This window comes from Candidatus Cyanaurora vandensis (genome assembly GCF_013285555.1).
In the GTDB taxonomy this organism is placed as follows: Bacteria; Cyanobacteriota; Cyanobacteriia; order Gloeobacterales; family Anthocerotibacteraceae; genus Cyanaurora; species Cyanaurora vandensis.
In genome coordinates this window covers 1-18,307 of the sequence record NZ_JAAXLT010000038.1, presented here as the reverse complement: position 1 = coordinate 18,307, position 18,307 = coordinate 1, and the positions used below count along the sequence as shown (strand labels likewise).

General features: G+C 57.8%; 17 protein-coding genes. All 17 read right to left on the bottom strand.

Going from position 1 to position 18,307, the window contains the following annotated elements; genetic code table 11:
- The coding region (locus tag HFM78_RS02360) for a hypothetical protein (RefSeq protein WP_287127810.1) at positions 1-1,557 on the bottom strand (1,557 nt) is incomplete at its 3' end.
- Positions 1,558-1,712: 155 nt separating this feature from the next.
- Positions 1,713-4,001 (bottom strand): type I DNA topoisomerase, encoded by a 2,289-nt coding sequence (topA, locus tag HFM78_RS02355; RefSeq protein WP_287127809.1) that lies wholly within the window; start codon positions 3,999-4,001, stop codon positions 1,713-1,715.
- 60 nt (positions 4,002-4,061) lie between these two features.
- Positions 4,062-4,220, bottom strand: coding sequence for a hypothetical protein (locus tag HFM78_RS02350; RefSeq protein ID WP_287127808.1), 159 nt, complete (start codon positions 4,218-4,220; stop codon positions 4,062-4,064).
- A complete protein-coding gene (locus tag HFM78_RS02345; protein ID WP_287127807.1) occupies positions 4,217-5,272 on the bottom strand; it encodes an RIP metalloprotease in 1,056 nt (351 codons plus the stop codon). The genes HFM78_RS02350 and HFM78_RS02345 overlap by 4 nt, the downstream gene beginning before the upstream one ends.
- Entirely contained in the window at positions 5,272-5,469 is a 198-nt protein-coding gene (locus HFM78_RS02340) for a hypothetical protein (protein ID WP_287127806.1), read from the bottom strand. Before HFM78_RS02340 ends, HFM78_RS02345 begins: the two co-directional genes overlap by 1 nt.
- An 8-nt stretch (positions 5,470-5,477) precedes the next feature.
- Complete coding sequence (locus HFM78_RS02335; RefSeq protein WP_287127805.1) at positions 5,478-6,602, bottom strand: hypothetical protein; 1,125 nt, start codon at positions 6,600-6,602, stop codon at positions 5,478-5,480.
- A gap of 16 nt (positions 6,603-6,618) precedes the next feature.
- Positions 6,619-7,053, bottom strand: a complete 435-nt coding sequence (locus HFM78_RS02330; protein WP_287127804.1) for a hypothetical protein — start codon at positions 7,051-7,053, stop codon at positions 6,619-6,621.
- 9 nt (positions 7,054-7,062) lie between these two features.
- Positions 7,063-8,523: a hypothetical protein gene (locus HFM78_RS02325; RefSeq protein ID WP_287127803.1), complete on the bottom strand. Its 1,461-nt coding sequence runs from the start codon at positions 8,521-8,523 to the stop codon at positions 7,063-7,065.
- Positions 8,520-9,164, bottom strand: a complete 645-nt coding sequence (locus HFM78_RS02320) for a hypothetical protein (protein WP_287127802.1) — start codon at positions 9,162-9,164, stop codon at positions 8,520-8,522. Before HFM78_RS02320 ends, HFM78_RS02325 begins: the two co-directional genes overlap by 4 nt.
- Positions 9,165-9,264: 100 nt before the next feature.
- A complete protein-coding gene (locus tag HFM78_RS02315; protein WP_287127801.1) occupies positions 9,265-10,776 on the bottom strand; it encodes a TrbI/VirB10 family protein in 1,512 nt (503 codons plus the stop codon).
- Positions 10,773-11,273, bottom strand: a complete 501-nt coding sequence (locus HFM78_RS02310) for a S26 family signal peptidase (protein WP_287127800.1) — start codon at positions 11,271-11,273, stop codon at positions 10,773-10,775. Before HFM78_RS02310 ends, HFM78_RS02315 begins: the two co-directional genes overlap by 4 nt.
- Complete coding sequence (locus tag HFM78_RS02305; RefSeq protein WP_287127799.1) at positions 11,270-13,129, bottom strand: hypothetical protein; 1,860 nt, start codon at positions 13,127-13,129, stop codon at positions 11,270-11,272. The genes HFM78_RS02310 and HFM78_RS02305 overlap by 4 nt, the downstream gene beginning before the upstream one ends.
- Before the next feature lie 3 nt (positions 13,130-13,132).
- Positions 13,133-13,474, bottom strand: a complete 342-nt coding sequence (locus HFM78_RS02300; protein WP_287127798.1) for a hypothetical protein — start codon at positions 13,472-13,474, stop codon at positions 13,133-13,135.
- A 101-nt stretch (positions 13,475-13,575) separates the two neighbouring features.
- A complete protein-coding gene (locus HFM78_RS02295; RefSeq protein WP_287127797.1) occupies positions 13,576-16,713 on the bottom strand; it encodes a hypothetical protein in 3,138 nt (1,045 codons plus the stop codon).
- A gap of 43 nt (positions 16,714-16,756) precedes the next feature.
- Positions 16,757-17,173, bottom strand: a complete 417-nt coding sequence (locus tag HFM78_RS02290) for a hypothetical protein (RefSeq protein ID WP_287127796.1) — start codon at positions 17,171-17,173, stop codon at positions 16,757-16,759.
- The gene (locus tag HFM78_RS02285; protein ID WP_287127795.1) at positions 17,163-17,504 is read right to left on the bottom strand and encodes a hypothetical protein; all 342 of its coding nucleotides are present in this window, start codon (positions 17,502-17,504) and stop codon (positions 17,163-17,165) included. The genes HFM78_RS02290 and HFM78_RS02285 overlap by 11 nt, the downstream gene beginning before the upstream one ends.
- A complete protein-coding gene (locus tag HFM78_RS02280) occupies positions 17,505-17,978 on the bottom strand; it encodes a hypothetical protein (protein ID WP_287127794.1) in 474 nt (157 codons plus the stop codon).
- Between the last annotated feature and the right edge of the window lie 329 nt (positions 17,979-18,307).

The window sequence follows — 18,307 nt, the reverse complement described above, 5'->3', positions numbered from 1 at the left end:
GTGAGCGTTATTAATAACAATCCCACTCTCATCTTGAATACTCGTCATGTCCTTGTAAGCATTGTCGTAGAAATAGTAAGTCATCCGTCCCTTACCATCACGGTAAGCAGAGAGTTGACCGTAGTCATTATAGCTATCAAAATAGTCATTCTGGGGAAGTGAAGTGTTCATCTCTTTCAGTAGAGCAGTTTGAGTGTCATAGGTGAAGCTTGTCGTATTTTGATTAGCGTCTGTATAAAGCTTAATCTGTCCATACGGAGCGGAGAAATCATAGGTTGTGACAGCTCCATCAGATGAAGTAACAGTCTGCAAGTTGTCGTAAGTTTCGTTAAAAGTATAAGTATATTTGGTTTCCTGGCTGATAGGATTCTTTTGGGATTTCATTAAACGGCTAGTCGTGTCGTACTCGTAGGTGGTAGTACTGTCGTCGGCTTGGTGCGTCTTCTGGAGCAAGTAAAGCTTCTCAAAATCATATAAGTAGGAAGTGGCAACACCGTTAGTATCTTTGACATCCGTTACATTATAATTGTAGGTATAGGAAGTCATGATGTCATCAGTAGTACTAATCGCATCTGTACCTGGCTTCACCTGCCTGTAAACTTTCCCATAGCTATTTGTATTCTCATAATAATTTTTCAGAGCAACTACGCCTCTTGGATTTTTGATTTCTCTCATGTAGTGCGTGTCGTCGTAAGTATAGATGGTTTTACCGTTGGCAATTCTGTAAGAGCCGTCACTAGTAGGGATAGATTGCCCATCTATCATGTTAGTAAAAGTTGTCAAGTCTCCATTTGTATACTCGTATTTTACATGTCCATAACTTTGATTGAGATTATCAAATCTCTCTGCTTTAGCAACTTGGTCTGGGTAAATTAAGTCATAGGTAAAAGCAATATACCTTCCAAACGGATCGGTTACACGGGTTAACTTACCACCCATATAGGTCATAACTATGGCTTTATCAAAGCGGTCGGTAATACTACTTATTCCATAGTTATTGCTGGCAATGAAAACTAGTTTAGTCCCATCCTCATAAATGAAAACAACAGAATCAGCGGTGGTGGTAACTTTGCCCTGTAAGCTATCGCCACGGGAAGAGTTAATGTACAGATTCGCACTGCTGAATTTAAATACTGTTTTCTCACCAGTAGGCATAGATAAAGTAATTTGATTAGGATTGGCTTGTCGCTGTGCTTTGAGACTGTATATGCCCATATGAGTGCCAACGCCAAAGGGTCCGGCCTTCAGGTGCCTAGGTTCAATAAAGTCATCTTGTAACTCGCAAGAAGGTGTATTGGGACCACCCCCAACTCTGGAAGAAACATAATTACACTGCCGACTGCGAACAGTACCAGCAGTTTGGTAGTGACGATTGACGGTTAAAGGGTACAGACCATCAATTCTTAAGTCAACGCTGTCATAACTGAAGAAGCCACCCTGGATATTGACATAAGCTGCGGCCCACACGAGCGAAGGATTCGCAACAAATGTACCGATAATAATTACGCATATTAGCTTAAGCAGTACACGCCATAAATATTTTGTTTTACTGTGCATGGTGAATCCTGTCTCCTGATTTGTTTTTCAAGCTACAGGAGCATATCCTGAATTGTTTGTTTAGACAAGCTATATTTTACTCGTAATTACACTTATCCAGACAGTAGCCGGAACGAACTTAGACCAACTACACAAAAGTTACACACTACCGACGCTTAATCTTTAGCGGGGGGAGCGTTCCGCTGAGGACGGAGAGCTTGTGGCGGTGGCGACGACGGCGGGTTCGTCTTCTTCCTCGTCATCGTCCCTTTAATTGTGGATATGGGAGCCGACTCTAGGTCAAGCTCCCCCCACTTGCGACTCCAGAAGCGGGCAGGTGCATCCTTAGCTTGGAAGTACACTGCCTCTTCGTGGTCTGGTTGCTTCGCTTTGGTGCTGCAACGCAATAAAGAGCGCACTATCCCCTCTTTCCGGTAGAAATACTGCTCCAGCTTGCTCTTGGACTTACAGATAGGACAGGGATGGGCCGTCTGCTTCGGCCCTGGTAACTCTGGGTCCTTAGTACGACTGGTGGGTGACTCCCATTGATTCGTGCGACTGCTCCAGAACATCACCGTGTCCGGGCACTTCTCACATTTGAGGAACGCCCCCCCCGTGCATTTGGCATTGGGGATTTTGGTCAATAGCTGTCCACACGCAGGACACGGCTGGTCACTCGTCTCACCTTGGCTCTGGGCAGGCGGTGCCTGTTTACACGCTACATCCAGCATGGGTTGAAACTGCGTCCGGTTCCACCCGGTCAAAAATTTTTCCCAGGGTTGTGCGCCTTGGGCAATCCGGTCTAGGTCCGTCTCCATCCGCGCTGTCGTCTCGATATTTGTAAATAAGGGCAGGTGAGCAGCGAGGGCCTCATCCACCTGTAAGCCAAGGGGCGTGGGTTCGAGAACTTTGCCCTGCAACACGACATAGGTCCGTTCCTTGAGGGTCTTGACCGTGCTGGCATAGGTACTCGGGCGACCAATACCCACCTTCTCCATCTCAGCCACCAGTTTCGGTTCTGAATACCGGGGCAAGGGTTGGGTCCGTTTCTTCTCACTCCCGGCAGTCTTCAGGGTCAGCACTTGGCCTGGGGTCAGCGTGGGTAGCAGCAACTCCTTGGCTAAATCGTTCCAGTAGCGCGTGTAGCCGGGGAACTCGACGGTACTCCCCCGGCTCTCCCACTGCACTTGCGCTGACTGGGTACGAATGACCACTTTACGCAAGCGGGCCGGGGCACACAACGAGGCTACCGCTCGCCGCCAGATGAGATCGTACAGGCCATGCTCCTCCTGACTCAAGGCGGACCTCAGCACTGCTGGCGTTAGCGTCACCTCCGTCGGGCGGATAGCTTCGTGGGCCTCCTGCGCGTGGGCCTTCGCTTTGTGCGCCGTCGTCTTGGTCGGCAAGTTCGGCGGGTCGTGGGCCTTCAGGTAGCTCTGGACCGCCGTCTGGAACTCCGGGGCCAGGGCGGTACTGTCTGTCCGCATATAGGTAATCACCCCCTTGGTTTGTCCATCGGGGAGCGTCACGCCCTCGTAGAGTTTTTGCGCCACTGCCATCGTCCGTTCGGGACTCAAACCTAATAAGGTTCCCGCTACTTGTTGCAGGGAACTGGTGATAAAGGGCGACGGCGGTAACTTCGGCACACTCTTCCCCTCACAAGAGAGGACCCGGTGCGGTTGAGTACGCGCCACTTGTACAAGCCGGTCGGCTTCAGCTTGCGATAGAACGCGGGTGGACTCCTCACTCTTGGCTTGCTCCGCCTCGGGTTCTAGCGGTCCCGTCTCGGACTGCTGGCCCGACGCTATCGCTGCTTTGGGGGACACGCCTTGACGGTAATAGGCTCTCAGCACCCCACCGCCATCCAAGGTGTAATCCACGTACACGCTCCAGTAGTCCAACGGCACAAACGCCCGGATCTCCCGTTCACGTTTACACAACAGATGTAGCGTTGCTGACTGCACCCGGCCCGCACTTTTGGCTCCCGGTACCAGCCTTCGCAACACACTACTGCCGCGATACCCCACTAACTTATCGAGACACTCGCGGGCGCGTTGCGCTTCTGCCAAGGGTAGGTTCAGGGTCCGAGGCGACTTTAAAGCCGCTTGCACCGCTTCACGAGTGATGGCACTGTAGACGACTCGCTGGGGATTCTTCAGCTTCAATACCTGGGCCAAGTGCCACGCTATCGCCTCCCCCTCCCGGTCGGGGTCCGAGGCCAAGTACACCTGCGGGTCTCCCTTGACGGCAGCGCGTAACTGGGCAATCACTGCCGCCCCGCGTTCAGCCCGTGGCACATAGCGGCAAGTCACCCGGTCTTCAATGAGATCAAATCCCAGATTGTCCGCCCCATCCTGCGCCAACTCCGTGATGTGGCCCATACTCGCCAACACCTGCCAGCCTGCGCCAAGGATAGACATCAGGGTTTTTTTCTTACCAGGGGACTCCACTATCAAAATCGGCATGGTGTGACGGTTCCGTAAAAATGTCTTAAAAAGCCATAGACGAAGCAGTTTTAACTCGCTTTATTGAAACTCAACCCACCGAGCAGGCGCACCTAGGTGAGCCACCAGCAGGTCCCACAACTCTGCTTGCGTACAGCGTAGGAAGCATTTCGTGGGTAGGCCCACCCGATAGGCAAGGAAACGCAAATGACGCAAGGAAGGCACGGGGAACGCCTTCATCCCCCACCTCCCACTATGTTCCAGATGTCCTTGACACTCAAGGCCGCCCCCAGACTCAACAGCACCACCAGACCCACCACCGCAATCTGCTCCTGTCGCTCTTTCGCTAACCGCTTGCCTGTCACCGCTTCTACTGCCACCCACAGCAGATGTCCCCCATCCAACCCTGGTAGGGGTAACAGGTTGATGAGGGCTAGGTTCAGCGACACTAAAGCCGCAATCAGGGCCACATTCCAGGTATCCGTCCGGGCTACCCCCGCCGTCCCCGCCACCACACCGATGGGACCGGATACTTGGTCTAAGCTCAGTTGGCCCGTCACTAGGGCCGTCACACTACGCACTGTTAGGTTGACCAACTGCCCATAGGTCCGGTTTGCTTCCGTCCACACCTGGGCGGGCTGGGTGGCAGGGCGGTAGAACAGCTTGCCATTGGGAGCCAGTCGCATCCCCAGCCGACCACCTTCATCGGGAGTCAAGGTTAGTTCTAGGGGCGGTGTAGCTAGACGATGAATACTCATCACCACTGGACGGCCCGGACTCCCTTGGGCCACCGCCGTCACCTGGGTTACTTGCTCCACCCGTTGACCGGCGACCGCAAGAATCACATCCCCGGCCCGGACTCCGGCGCGTTGGGCACTGGCACTTACCTTGGGTAGCAGTTCCTGCACCAACACCCCGGCTAAGGGCTGCATCTGAGGTACCCCCGCCACGGTATAGAGTCCCAACAGGATGAGATAAGCACTCACGGCATTGGCGACCACCCCGGCAACCATCACCAAGGCGCGGTCCCACAGACCCCGATTGAGCAACAGGTCCGGCTCCTGGACGGGGAGTTTATGGGGGTGCGGGTCCAAGAAGCGCACGAAGCCCCCCAAAGGAAATAACCGCAGGGCGTACTGCACCTTGGGACCCTGGTAGGCGCACAGCACCGGGCCAAACCCCACATTAAAACTAGTGACTTGGATACCCAGGGCACGGGCCATCCCAAAGTGACCGAGTTCATGGACCAGGATGACTGCCCCCAACATCAACAAAGCCAGAAGGTATTCCATTACCGTCGTCTCCCGCGCTTATCCCGAAACAACCGTGCCCCCCGCCAGAACAAAAAGGAGCCAAACCCGCTAGCTAACAAAGCAGGTCCCGCCTCGAAGTACCGTCCCGTGAGGTGGAACATCCCCCAGGCAAACAAGAACGCGCTCAGCGTGGTCAACACAACGCGCACGAGTTCATGACGCAGCAGCTTACGCACCAAACCTCCTAGGGATTACGCCAGCCAGCGGGCGGGGTGGGAGCCAGGACCCAGGTGCGACCCGGATAGTACCGTGACCCGCGCTGGATAAAGCTCCCTGAAAAGAAGCCCACCCCCTGGCCCTGGGGGACGAAGCGGCCCTCCAGGATGAGCGGCTGGGTCGCCGGGGCGTTATTGCCCATGGGTAAGAGGTTCATCGTCGTTGGCGCGGCCTGCCGACTGAAGATAGCCTCGTTAATCTCAATTAGGACCGTACCATCGGGCCTGATACGTCCCGTGCCATTGCCCGTGCCCGCCCCGGCCCCATTCGCTTCTTTGGTGCCCACCCAGGCCAGCGTGAACTCCACATGGTCAGCACTCGGAACCACGGCTGTGATACGGCCTATCCAATAGACAGGTTGTTGTCCCCGGTTCTGCTCAAACCCATAGAGCGGTCCCCTGGGCACATACGGACTCCAGGGCGAGCGGTCGGTGGGGGGCAAGATGAAGGGCAGACCCAGCGGTACCGCCATCGCCGCCGCCACCCCAACGCCGCCCGCCCATACCCAGGGGTTCTCCCATAGCGGTCCGGTACCAGACCGTTGTGGTCCGGCTTCGGACTTCTGGGCCTTGGTCTGCTTCACTGGCTGGTTGACTTTAGCCTGTAGCCAACCTAGAGCCTCCACGGGACTCGTCACACCCTCCGGGGCGGACCCCCCCGCCAAGTACGCAATCGTGGCGTGGATGGCTGGGGCCTGCTCCACGTTGCTCAAAATCAAGTCCCCCTCCACCGAGGTCAGGTTATTGCTACTCTGGGCGGCGGTCTCCAGCACAATCGAACCCAGGTCAGGACCGGGCAACCAAACCTGGACTTCCCGCTTGAGGATGCTGCCCACGGGGATAGATTCACTATTTTTAAACCAGATGCCGGAACACTTAGTAATGTTCTCTGGGGTCAAGATGTAGTAGGTGTTGAGGTAGACCAACCAGCACCACAGGGCATAGCCCAAGGGCACGACAAACAACAACAGCAACAGAGGCCACCCCAAGCCCACCGCCAGGATGAGCAGCAATAAGGTTCCCACCCCTGCCGCGCCCCACTGGGGGAGCAAAATGAAGGTGTAGCTATAGCGGATGGTGCAGCTCGGGGTCATCACCTAGAACCTCCTTTTAAGGGGCTACCTTGAGGGCTTTATCCACGGTGGCGGCGGCTTTCGCACTGGGGTTGTAGCCCACATGGACCACCGATGGATAGTTGGTATAGAGATAGTTGGTCGGCTTACATTGGCTCCAAATGAGCTTCATTAGCTTGAGGTCGGGCGCGGTGATGGGTAGCACTTTGTCGGTAAAGCCGCTGGCCTCCCCGATAATCTTGCCGTCTACCCGGATGTCCAAGGCCCCCACCAAGTCACACACCCCCGTACTGAGGGCATCCACACAAATACCTACTCCGCACTCCTTTTGGGATTCCAATAATCCCTTAAGTTGACCTTTGACCTGACTCACTGAGCGGATACCTTCCACCTGAGTTTGCAGGTCACGGGACTGGGCTTGCACAGGGAGCAACAGTGCGAAGCATAGGCTCCATCTCAACCACAAGGACATGGGCTTCTCCTAGGTACGACTACAGGAAAGTTTAGCCAGGGCGCGTTTGTAATTGGCTAAGGCCGTTTTGCCGTAGCCATAGACCGACAGACGGCCCAAATCATCGGAGCGGCCCCAGTCAATCCGGGCGCGACTCGGACCGGAAAAGTGAATCTGGGCAGCCCGCTCAATGAGCCGGTCCCCGGTGAAAGGCTGGCCTGTGGTCGGGTCTATTTGTCCCGACGCGATTTTCAAGTTGTTGCAGGTGTCGGTCCTGAAGAGGCTGTCCTGTTGCGCCGGGGTGAAATTCTTGAGGACTTCTTGACCACTGGGACGTACTCCACTGTCCACTTTGGCAAGGAACGCGGCCCCACCGGGATTCTGGAGAATCACCGCCCGCACATCAGAGCGCGACCCGAGGTACTGGTAGCGACCCAAGGGCCGGGTGCGATACCGCGCTATCCAGATCCCCACGGAGGCATAGCCCCCCTCAATCTGACTAATCGCCGTGGCGTAGGCTTGCATCGCCACCCCATAGCACCCGGAACAGTCCCCTGGATCTAGAGGGTTATTCCCTGGGTTCGCCGGGATGTTGCGGTTGGGATTGTAGACCACGGGCGGCGGGTAGACCGGGATGAAGTTGTTTATCCCAGGGGGGATGTACAGGGCGTAACTCTGCTCATAGGCCGTGGGCCAGGGCAAGGGCGGCGACCAGAAGCAGATGCCTGGGAAGGGACAGATGAGGATTTCCAGGTGGAAGGTAGCCGTGCCCGGTACCTCGGTGGTGATGGTATCGAGCTTCACGCGCATATTGGAATTAAGGTAGCGGTACTCCCCGGTGTGCCAGGGGTGGCCCCGGTCTATGGCAAAGATGGCTGCATCCCCACGCTGTACCCGGCGGGCCACCACTTCCACCATGCTCGGGAAGAGACCGACGAATAACGGGAGGGGTATCCCGGTGAGGGACTGAAAGATCTGGCTGAAGGGGAGGGTTCCCAACCCCGGCATCATGGCAAAGGTCAACCCCGCCAAGCTTGGTAGCTCCCCCAGAGTCAAGTTCAGCACCGAGGGAAACTTATATAAATAGTCCCAGTTCAGCCCCTCGACTTGGCCCAAGGTGGTGAGGGTATAGTCACAGCCGTAGCGGGTAGTCACACAGGGGATGGTGTAGCCCAGGTTGGTCAACTCTGTCTCCAACCCCGGTACTTGGTCAATCTGCATCATCATCAAGCTCGGGATGTCCTGGGTGGCGTACCAGTCAATGTTGTTGAGTTGAGCAATCGGCAGCAGCGGTAGGTTGCTATTGGGTAATAGCCCGTCGAGGGACATCTCGGCGAGGTAGGCCGTTTCTTGAATCAGGATGTTACTGGGGTCGTAGTAGTCCCAGGTGAAGTTTGGAACCACCAGGGGGAGCGTCTGGCCTTGGGTTGAACCGGCACAGCCACAGGCACAGGCTGCTATCCCCTGACGCATTAGGTCACGCCGTCTCATGGTTCACCCTCCTCTTCTAAGGGCAGGGTGGAGTCAGGTTCGCCCTGTTGCATGACGGGGGCAACCACGGGAGCGGGAGAAGCAGGTAAGGATTGGACCACCGGGGCCTTGAATCCGGGCTGACGGACCACGCCCTGGGGCCTTAGTGCTGTCCGTTGTTGAGCCTGTTCTTGATTGCGCTGCTGATACGCCTGGATTGCCGGGGCTAGGGTAGGACCAGGGGCCGGGGGACTGTACAACGTCAGGATGGGAGTCTTGGGCGGGGTCGGGGTGTACTGAAGTAGAAACACCAGGACCCGACCGCTTTGCATCTCCACCGTCAAGGTGCCCAGGGTCCGACCCAGTTGGGGCAACACCCGCAACTCTTTGGGACTGGCGGTACTCTGGATGACAATGACCGCCCCGCCCTTGTTAAATCTCGGTAGAAACAGCACCGGGTTGGAGAGCCACGCATCTAGGATGCTGTCCCCCTCGAAGCGGATAATGCGGTCAAAGTCGTGGGTGACCACCAAAGGCAGCCCCTGGGTGGCTTGGGAGGCGGGTATCCGTAACTCCTTGGCACAGGCTGGGAGCGCAATGAGCGTCAGAGCTAGCACGGCTGGGGCAAGGCGGTATATGACCGGGGCCTGGAGATAGTTCATAACGGCTCCTTGAGAAAGTGTTCCAACAGCATCGTGATGGCGAGACACAGGCAGGTACTTTGGTAAGCCGTGACCAGTAGCTCTAAAACAGCGTCCTCCATCAGATGCCTCCGGGTAGGTAAACGACAAACTCCGTCCCCGTGGGCAGCGTGTAGATGGCTCCCCGGCTCTCCAACTGGTTCGCACTGCGGTCGGCCCGTTGGGTCTGCCGGGTGAACACACTCGATACCCCGTCAGCGGCAGCGCGGGTGAGGGCGGTGTTGATGTCCCCACTCTGGGAGGCCACTTGGTAGGGGGCACCCGTCAGACTACTGGTGGTGGTGGTCACGCTCTGTCCGTAGCTCTGGGCAAACTGGGCGGCTCCGGTCCCTAGGGCACTCGTACCATCGGAAACAAGATAGTTGGGCTGACCCTCTAGGTTGAGGGCTAACCCTTCGGCGAGGTCCCCCTGGGCGTTCAGCACCCAGGCATTCGCGCCGGGTAAGGGGTAGGACTGCCCGTTGAAGCTCAGTTGGTTGAACTGGAGGTAGACGCGGCCTAACCCCTCATCCAAGCGGTTGACCGTCCCGGTGAGCATCGCCCCATCGGGGATGACCTCCCGTCCGTCCACCGTCACCGGACCCGCGACACTGGCGAGGACCACCGTGGCTCCTTGACGGCCCTTCAGCAGTTGGACCAAGCTGCGCGAACGGACCCGCACCCAGTTACCGGGGGGGACCAAGGACCATGCTGAGGTGCGTTGGACCCCTGCACTGAGGTTGGGCGTGGGGTTGTAGCTCCCTACGGCTGCACTCTGGAAGGCGGGATTATTCTGAGCCTGGGCATAGGTCGGATAGCTTGCGGTCGGGGGCAGAGTATAGCCAGAAGGCGGGTAGCTTCCGGTCTGCGGTGGTGTGTAGCCCACGGTCTGGGCACGAGACGATGGTGGCGGGGGCAGGGGCGTGAGTCCTGGTGCCGGTAGACTCGGCAGCGTGGAACCCGCCACCCCGGTGTAGGGGGTGCGGTTGGCAGAACGCAACTGCACCATCGCCAGGGCTTCGCGTTGAGCTTGCTCCTTTAGCTCGCGGGCCGTGGGCTTGACGAGGGCCGAGGGCAGGGCACGAGCGGGTAGGGTGGCGACGGGGAGCGGTTGCGGCTGGGGAGGACCGGGCGCGGGTTGGGGGACTACGGCTCCTGCCACGGGGACGGGTTGCGGGATGGGGACCGCCTTAGGATCTGGGACCGCAGGCTGGACAGGCTTGGCGGCAACGGGTACAGGGGTTGGGGGCCGTCTCATGCTCAGCAAAGCCCAACCTGCTCCCCCACCCGCCAGCAGGACCCCCGCCACGATATAGATAGTGACCTTGGTGGTATCGAGATAGTATTTCCCGTCCACCGCGTTCTCAGTAAATAACAGGGGCCGCACCCACCCAAAGAGGGTTTGCTTGAAACTGTTAGCACGGTTGGCCCCGTCCATCGCCTTTGCTGGAGCTACCACAGGTTCTGTCGTGGGGGTCGGCGGTCCTGACGCTTCTGCTCCTGGATCTAGGGCTGTACCCACCGGGGGTACGGTGGTATCCGGCGGGGTGCTTGTCAGGGGTCCGGTCTCGGACCCCTCTGTGGGCTTGGTCATGATTTCCTCGCAAAAGGTAAAGGGTAGGCACGGGCAATGAACTCCGGGCGTAGCACCACCCCAAACACCCGTGAATCAATGGAAGTCTGGGCGTTGTCGCCACGCACCCAATACTCTTGGGCTTGCAGTTGGTAGGGCTTGCCCTCCCGCAAGACGGTCTCTCCTGGTAGGGCCACCACCCGCTTGAGCAGGCGCATATTGCCCACCGACACCCGGCCCACCATCTTTTCCCTGAATTTTGGATACCGCTGGAAGAAGCTCTCTGGCACCCGCAATAAGTAAAAGTCCCCGCGTCTTGGCGACTGGGAGCGCACCAAGATAAGCATCTGACCCGGTGGCAAGGTGGGACTCATACTCATGTCCTCCACCCATGCCAAGGTGACGATAGCGGTGAAGAACCACCCACCCACCAAGCCGAAGGCCACCGCTACACTCCAGCGTTGCCAGGGGGGGCGCGACCACCACCCTTGCCCAGGCTGACGCGGCCCCTCCTTCATGGCGTTTCTCCTTGATTGATTTGACCCGGCTGCACCACCACCAGTCCGTCTTTCTGGCTTTCGGCTATCGCGCCTTGCTGCACCTGCAACCCTTCACCACGCCCGACGGCAAATATCCCACCTTGCTCAGTGGGTTGGGGTTCACTGCCCGGTACGGGCAACAGCAGCATCCGGTTCTCGGCGACGGGCATTCCATAGAACCCACCCGCTGCATCCGGGCGTACCGTGGCGGCTCCCCCTTCGGTCTTTTCACCCAAGCTGTAGCGTTGGGTCTCTTGGGTGAAAGCAAATATTTCAAACTGCTCGCGGGCCTCAGCCTGGGGCCGACCTTTGCCCATAATCCAGTTGAACTCTTCTACAATCCCCGCTTCCCTTTGTTTGGCAGAGAGCGTGGACTTGGGGTTAGGCGGTGGGGCCATGGGTCCGCCTTCCGTTGAGGAACGAGCATCGGCTGGGACTCGTGGCTCCTGGGGGCGGGCCACGGCCCCCATTTCGCGGGGCGCACGAGTATCGGTCAGGGTAGTCGTGGCCCCCCCACTGCCGCTGGGGTCCAGACCCGGTAGGTTGGGTTCTCCCCGCAGTGCGCCGCGCAACCCTTGGTCCACCTTGCGCGTGGGGCGCGTCTCATTGAATCGCTCCGTACTATCTGCCATCGCCTTGAAGGTCACGGCGGGTCCCGCTGTCCCCCGGTCAAAAGCTTCACGGGTCCCCCGGCCCACAGCTTGGGCACCCCGGCCTAGGGGTTGGAGGGCCTCTTGTTGGATGGCTTTACCGAACGCCTGCCCGGTACGCCCCATCTGGGTTCCCAACTGGGTTTTAGCAAATGCTCCACCCGCTGCTTGACCTGCTTTCCCAGCAACTTGACCCGCCGCCTGACCCACTTTGGCGGCTACTTTACCCGCAAAGCCTGCGGGTCCGGCTAGGGCACGGGCGGTGTTCTGCACAGCCCCCAACCCCAGAGACCCAGCCTGGAATAAAGCTCCAATTAGACCCCCACTGCCGATACCTCCCACCGCCCCCCGTGCCGCTATGGTCAACAGACGGGCGGTGGTCGGGACCTTGGACTGGAGCAACACCCCAAAGACAATTACCAGCAGTAACCACGCTATCTGAGTCAAGAGGCTCTGGATGCCGGAGGGTAGGGCTTGACTGCGCTCGGTCCCCACCTCAAGCAAGATGAGCGTCAACCAGAAGAAGACTTTACCCAGCAGGGGTTTGAGCATTTGCTCTAGAGCCAAGTTGGTGATGCTGCCAAACCAGCCGCTCGTCTGGGGTAGCAACAGACCCATCACCCCGGCCCGAGCCAAGAACGGGAAGATGATGAACAGGTAAAACACGGCCTCGCCCAAGTTGACGAGGTAGAAGACCCCCATCAGCACCAAGCCAAACATCAGCACGAACCAGGACAGGCCATAGACTATCGAGAGCGGGTCAAAGCTCTGGGCTTGGATAGAAAGAGCCGTGGTGTTGATGAGACCGAGGATGTCTATAGCAGTCCCCGCCGTCCCACTAATGAGACTGTTCCCCAGGTCTATGAACAACCGGAACAAGCTAAAGAGAAAATCCACGAAGACGTGGACATTGATGATGCACAGGACAATGATGATGCCCTTGACGTACTCCGCCAGGATGTCGCTGAGCACTCCCGGCTTGTTGCTGATGTAGAGGTAAAAAGACTTGCCGATGACTTTGTAGAGAAAGAAGAAGCTCGTAAAAATGCCAATCAGGTTGAGCCATGTCCCGTACCAAGTGGAGGTGAAGAAGGTGTTCCCCAACTCCACGATGGTTTCATACAGACTGTCCTCTAGCCCCTGGAAGGGGTTAGCCGTGGTCTGCGCTAAGGGGGAAGGCCACATTGCTTAGTAGCCCGTGGGCTGTAGACCAGGGGGTAGCCCGGTGGTGGTGGGGGCAAGCCCACCCAACAGATTGCCGAACACCGACTGCATCCCGTAGACCGTCCGCCCCTGCTGGGCCATCGCTGCAACATTGGCTTGCTGTTGGGCGGCGGAGGACTCCTGGAGTTGACCCGTGGCCTTCAACAGTTGGGCGGTTATGTCGGCATACACCTTGGCTAAATTGACCTCCGTGGCCCGGTAGCTATTGGTGCATTCCATATCCCGGTTACTGGCCTCAGTATGGAGGTTTTGGGCTTGGGCTAACTGTTGGTAGGCTGCGTTCTGGGCCGCAATCTGGTCAAACACGTAGGGGGCAGCAGCGGCACTTTGGAAGGCCGCCGCTGCATCGCTATAGCCCTGTTGGGCCTGTTGGTAAGCTTGGTAAGCCGTCTGGTTACAGGCTTGGTCTACCAGGGTGTCCCCTGGGTCACCGTGTCACTGGCTTGCTGGGTGAAGCCGTCAGCCTGTTGCTGGTTGGTCTGACCCAGGGTGATGGCCCGGACCAAGAGTTCCTGCTGACGGTTGTACTCGTATTCATCCCCAGGACGGCTATTAACCAGACCGGGGGACTGGGTGTAGCTGTAATCCTGGGGATTGCTCAGCTTGAGGTCACAGGTGTAGGTGTAGGTCTGTCCATTGCTATCGGTGCCGATGCAGATGTTAAAGGTGGGAGTTTGGGCCTGCACGGGGTTCATGAAGAAAGTCGTAAGCATCAACCCCAACCCTGCCAAAGCCGTCCCGAGGGCACTTTTGCTCTCCTTGCGGGGGATGGTCGCTTGGGGGGGTTGGGCCTGCACGGGGTATTGGGCATCGAATCGCTGTACCATCGCCGCCTGCCGGACCCACTGCTCAATCAGGGACACCGCCACGGGCATCCCCTCCGCCTTGGTCCGCTTCTCGGTATCGGTACTATCGGTGGGCAGACCATTGGGCCACACCTGACCCATCACCTGTGACACTAGGCGGCATTGGTCGGGGGTGGCGGTGGCTAGGCTCTCCGCCCCTGCTACCTGTAACAACTGCTGGCGCAGGTTGCACTCACTGATAGCCCCGGTCAACACCGGCAACCAGGAACCTTGACTGGTGCAAGGAATCGGGTTGGTAAGGAGATTTACCTCCTGGTCGCCGTTGTACCTAGCGCGTTTGAATAACACCTGTCCGTACACACCGGGGACGCGTCTCAAGTTCGTGATAGCGGTGGTCTCCGTCGCCGTCAGCTTCAGGGCTTCCACCAGTCGCTCCGGGTTCTGACCCACCCCCAGCAATAACCATTGGTTCGCTGCCGCTTGGACAATCTCCCCGGCTTCACTCAAGAGGTCATCTACGAACTGGGTGATGAAGAAGACGTTCATCCCGAAGTGCCGACGGCGGCGGGTCAACTCCATCAAAAAGGCCCCGCCATCTAAGGCAAAGAAGCCCCAACCCTCATCAATGAACAGGTTCAGGTAATAGTCGTTACCCTCATCCTTGGCTTTGTCCTTGAGCACCTGGGCGTAGCTAATGATGACCTTACGGAGAATGGCGGCGGTCTTCATCTTCAAAAAGGGGTTAATCAACTCCACCAAGGACCAACTGACGGTCGGGTAGTCGGCTAAGTCCCGCACCCGCAAACCTACGGGTTTACCAAAGTAGCTGTAGAATGCCCCGTCTGGGTGGTCGGTGATGTTCTTGATGCGCGACAAGAAAGGACCAGAACAGAAGCGTTCCAAGCTTCCCGCCCACTGCACGAGCTGGGGCCGCTGGTTGCGGTACCGCTCGTCCTCCACCCATGCCAGCAGGATCTCCACCAAGGTGTCGTAGGTAGGCTTAGGCGTACAGCGGTACATCAGCAGGAGCGCGGTGGTGAGTAAGGACTCTTCCTCTCCCTTGAGCTTGAGCAACTCCCCCTGGATATCCAACCACAGGTTCTTGATTAGCTCCGTCTGCTCCTCCCCGGTCGGGGTCGTCCCGGCAATGTCAAAGGCCGGTAAACAGATAGCCCCGTCATTGCTGAAACGGACGTTGAGACCTCCATTCGCCAACGTCTGGAAATCGTAGCTGGTCAGCGCAGTATTGTTGTCAATCGTCCAGGTGTACTGGTTCTTTTGGAAGGCAAGCTGTTGGATCATCGCCTTGGCTGCCACCCCCTTACCCGTCCCCGGTGGCCCGAACATCAACATACAAGTGCCACTGGTCGGACCCTGGAGAGCTTTGCGGCACAGGTTCCCCTCGGGGGTCCAGAACAGGATGTAGGGAATACCCGGTGTATAGGGGTCGCTGGCGGGTGCGCCGTAGCGGGGGACGAACCAGGCCAATAGGTCACAGCGCACGATATGGGAGCGGTCGCCGTAGTCCACCAAACCCTGGGGCACGGCGGGACTGGCTTGCAAGAAGGTCTGCTTGATACGGGCACGGCCCGTCTCGCGGTGCAGGGCCGCGCCGTTGTAGGTCCCGATTTGGTTCTGCACATCCGAGATGGTCTGCTCTAGTTCCTCTAGGGAGTCGGCGGTGACACGGATAGTCAGGGTGTAACGGGCACAGTTGGCAAACCCGGCAAGGTCGCGCCGTAGCTCAGCCGTATTCGCCACACTATCGGCAAGTCCCAGGTTCGCCACCCGGTCGCCAAAGGAGTTTTGTAAGTCAATCACCGTGCGATGGCGTTTCTCTAGCTCGTTGGCGATGCTGGTCTTGCCACTCATCAACCACGTCTGACTGACGTAGAGGTTGGGGTTGAGCGTAAACAGTCCGGCGAGGCCGTGGGCCGCTTCACCGGGTAGGGTTGCTAGAGACAGAAAGGCTTGGTAGGTGCCGTCGCCCACCACGTAGGTCGGGCTGAAGGCATAGTCACAGGCTGCCAACTGCCGACGCACCGTGTCCACCGCCGCGTCTGGGTACCGCGCTAAGGTGTGTCCGTCCAACTGACCCAGGGCAATCTGCTGGCTGGGGTAGGGGGCCTCGACCCGCTTGGATAACCGGGGGTTGAAGTATTGGTAGATGGGGTTTAAGGCTTCCACCAACGCCGTCACCCGTACCGCTCGGTACCCGGCTTGGGCGAGAGCCTGCCCCATCTGCTGCGTCCGCCGCTCTAGGACGGCCTTAGCCCGCTCTAGTTCCTTACTTGCCACAATCTTCTTGCCCAGGTCAAAACTCAGGAAAAGATAGGTGCAGACCTCCGGCATCGCCCCTGCCGCCTGTTGGTTGCGGGTGAAGTCCTGGTACACGGTCTTGGGTGGGGTGGGCGGTTGGTCGGGGTCAAAGCTCAGCGATTCAGCCACCAAGGGACTGTCTTGCGGTTGGGAGGGCCGCACGTAGCGGATAATCTGCATTTGTTGACCCACGCCCACCGAGTCCTCACTGGCAAAGTGGTTGACCAGGGGCAATACATGGGTCAGGTAGATTTCTTGCTGGTCCAACAGGCGGGTATCCGGTTCCCACACCCGTAGCACCGTGGCGATGGTCTTGTGGCTCCTACCCTCGGCACTTACTAGATAACCCCCTGGTAGAACGTGGTGCAGGGGGAGTTGGTGGGCAAAGTTGGTGTTGCGCGGTAACTTCTCAAAGAACATCTAAAGAACCTCTGATGGGTACAGGCCAAGCAGGAAACATCGCTCAAGGCTGGGTATCGTCGTACCAATAGCAGTCGGCCTCTAGGTCAGGGCTGCCCCCCTCCCAGTAGTGCGGGTTGTAGGATATCGCCTCTAACGCATCTTGAATTTCGCGGTATACGTCCTTGAGGAATCCCCGTGGCTTGCCCTGCCGGACCTGGAGATAGACCGCCGAGATGAAAAGCCACAGCAGCCCCCCTGGTCCCCAGGGCACGAGGTCCAAGGTGGGTGGGATGGGGCTTGGCTTGCCCCCCAGCCAATGGGTCACGTCAAAATTCAGCAGGATGGGCGGGAAGAAGAGCTTGATGGCAAAGCACACTGGGATAAACAGAGCCAAAATGAACAGCAGGTCGTTGAACTCAATGCCAAAGATGCGGGCGGTGGGATTGAGGTCGCGCACAATCGTCGTATCAGGGACCATCCGGCTGACTCCAACGCTCTAAGGTTTGTGTGGAAAGACCCAAGGCGGGACCCGCTGTCACCCCCGCTGCCTGCACAATGCTCTGGGTAATGGACAGTTGACCCGTACCACTGACCCAGCTTGTGACCCCGGTAATACAGGTGGTGGTCACCACGCCCGAGACCATCGCCATCAACAGACTGCCTAAGCGTTCCTTGCCCAGGACCCCGGCTAAGGCATGGACAACCACGGCGACGACGAGGCCCGCCAGCCCCGCAAAGTACAGGAAGGCCGAGAGGTTAGCCCCGTTGCCCGCTAGCTCCGCCGCCGCCGTGGTTGCCAAGAAGGACATTTAGAGCGCACCCAGCTCGGACTGCTCCAGCAGTTGCGCCAAGGTCGCTTCCGTCATCCCCGAGGAGACACCGGGGGTGAGGCTGGCAATGGAACCCCAGGTCCCGGTAATCATGCCGGACGCAATCGCCCCCTGGCCCGTCACGAAGGTGGTGAAGCCAGCAATGACGACGGTGGAAACCACTCCCACCACCAGAACCTCGACCAAGGCCAGAAGTTTGCGTTGGGCCAGGGCACCCGTGGCAAGAGCAAAACCCAGCGAGACCAAGATCCCCAGCAAGGCACTGAAGAATAGGGTGGTACCGAGGTTAGAAGCGTCCGTTGAAAAGGACTGGAAGTTGGTGGTGGCCTGGGCCGGGAGCATCAATAGTGGGGCACTGAGGAGTAACCCAAACAAAGCTTTGCGGGACCGCAAAGCTACGAAGCGAGGAAGAAGGGCAGACTTAACGCGCAGCAAAAAAGAAGAAGTGGACATCAGGGAAGCTCCGTGGGTGGGGGGCGAGGTACCCCCCTGGATGGATTCCCTTGCATGGTGTCTTAGCTAATGGCGGTTGTAAATATGGGGGCGGTTAGCCAAGATGTACCGCTGTCATACTTTTTTCTAAGCATTAAGTGTGTATCATACTTTTTTGACACAAAAGCATGACATCCATGCTTTTGTGTCATACTTTTTGTTACAAATATTTATACATGAAAACTTCCACATCCTTTGACCGGAAATATGGGATTCAAGCCCCGCTCCTTTAGGACGGCTTTTCTTGATTTCTACTGTAGTCCTTTAGAACCTCTAAAGGTGCCCCTCCC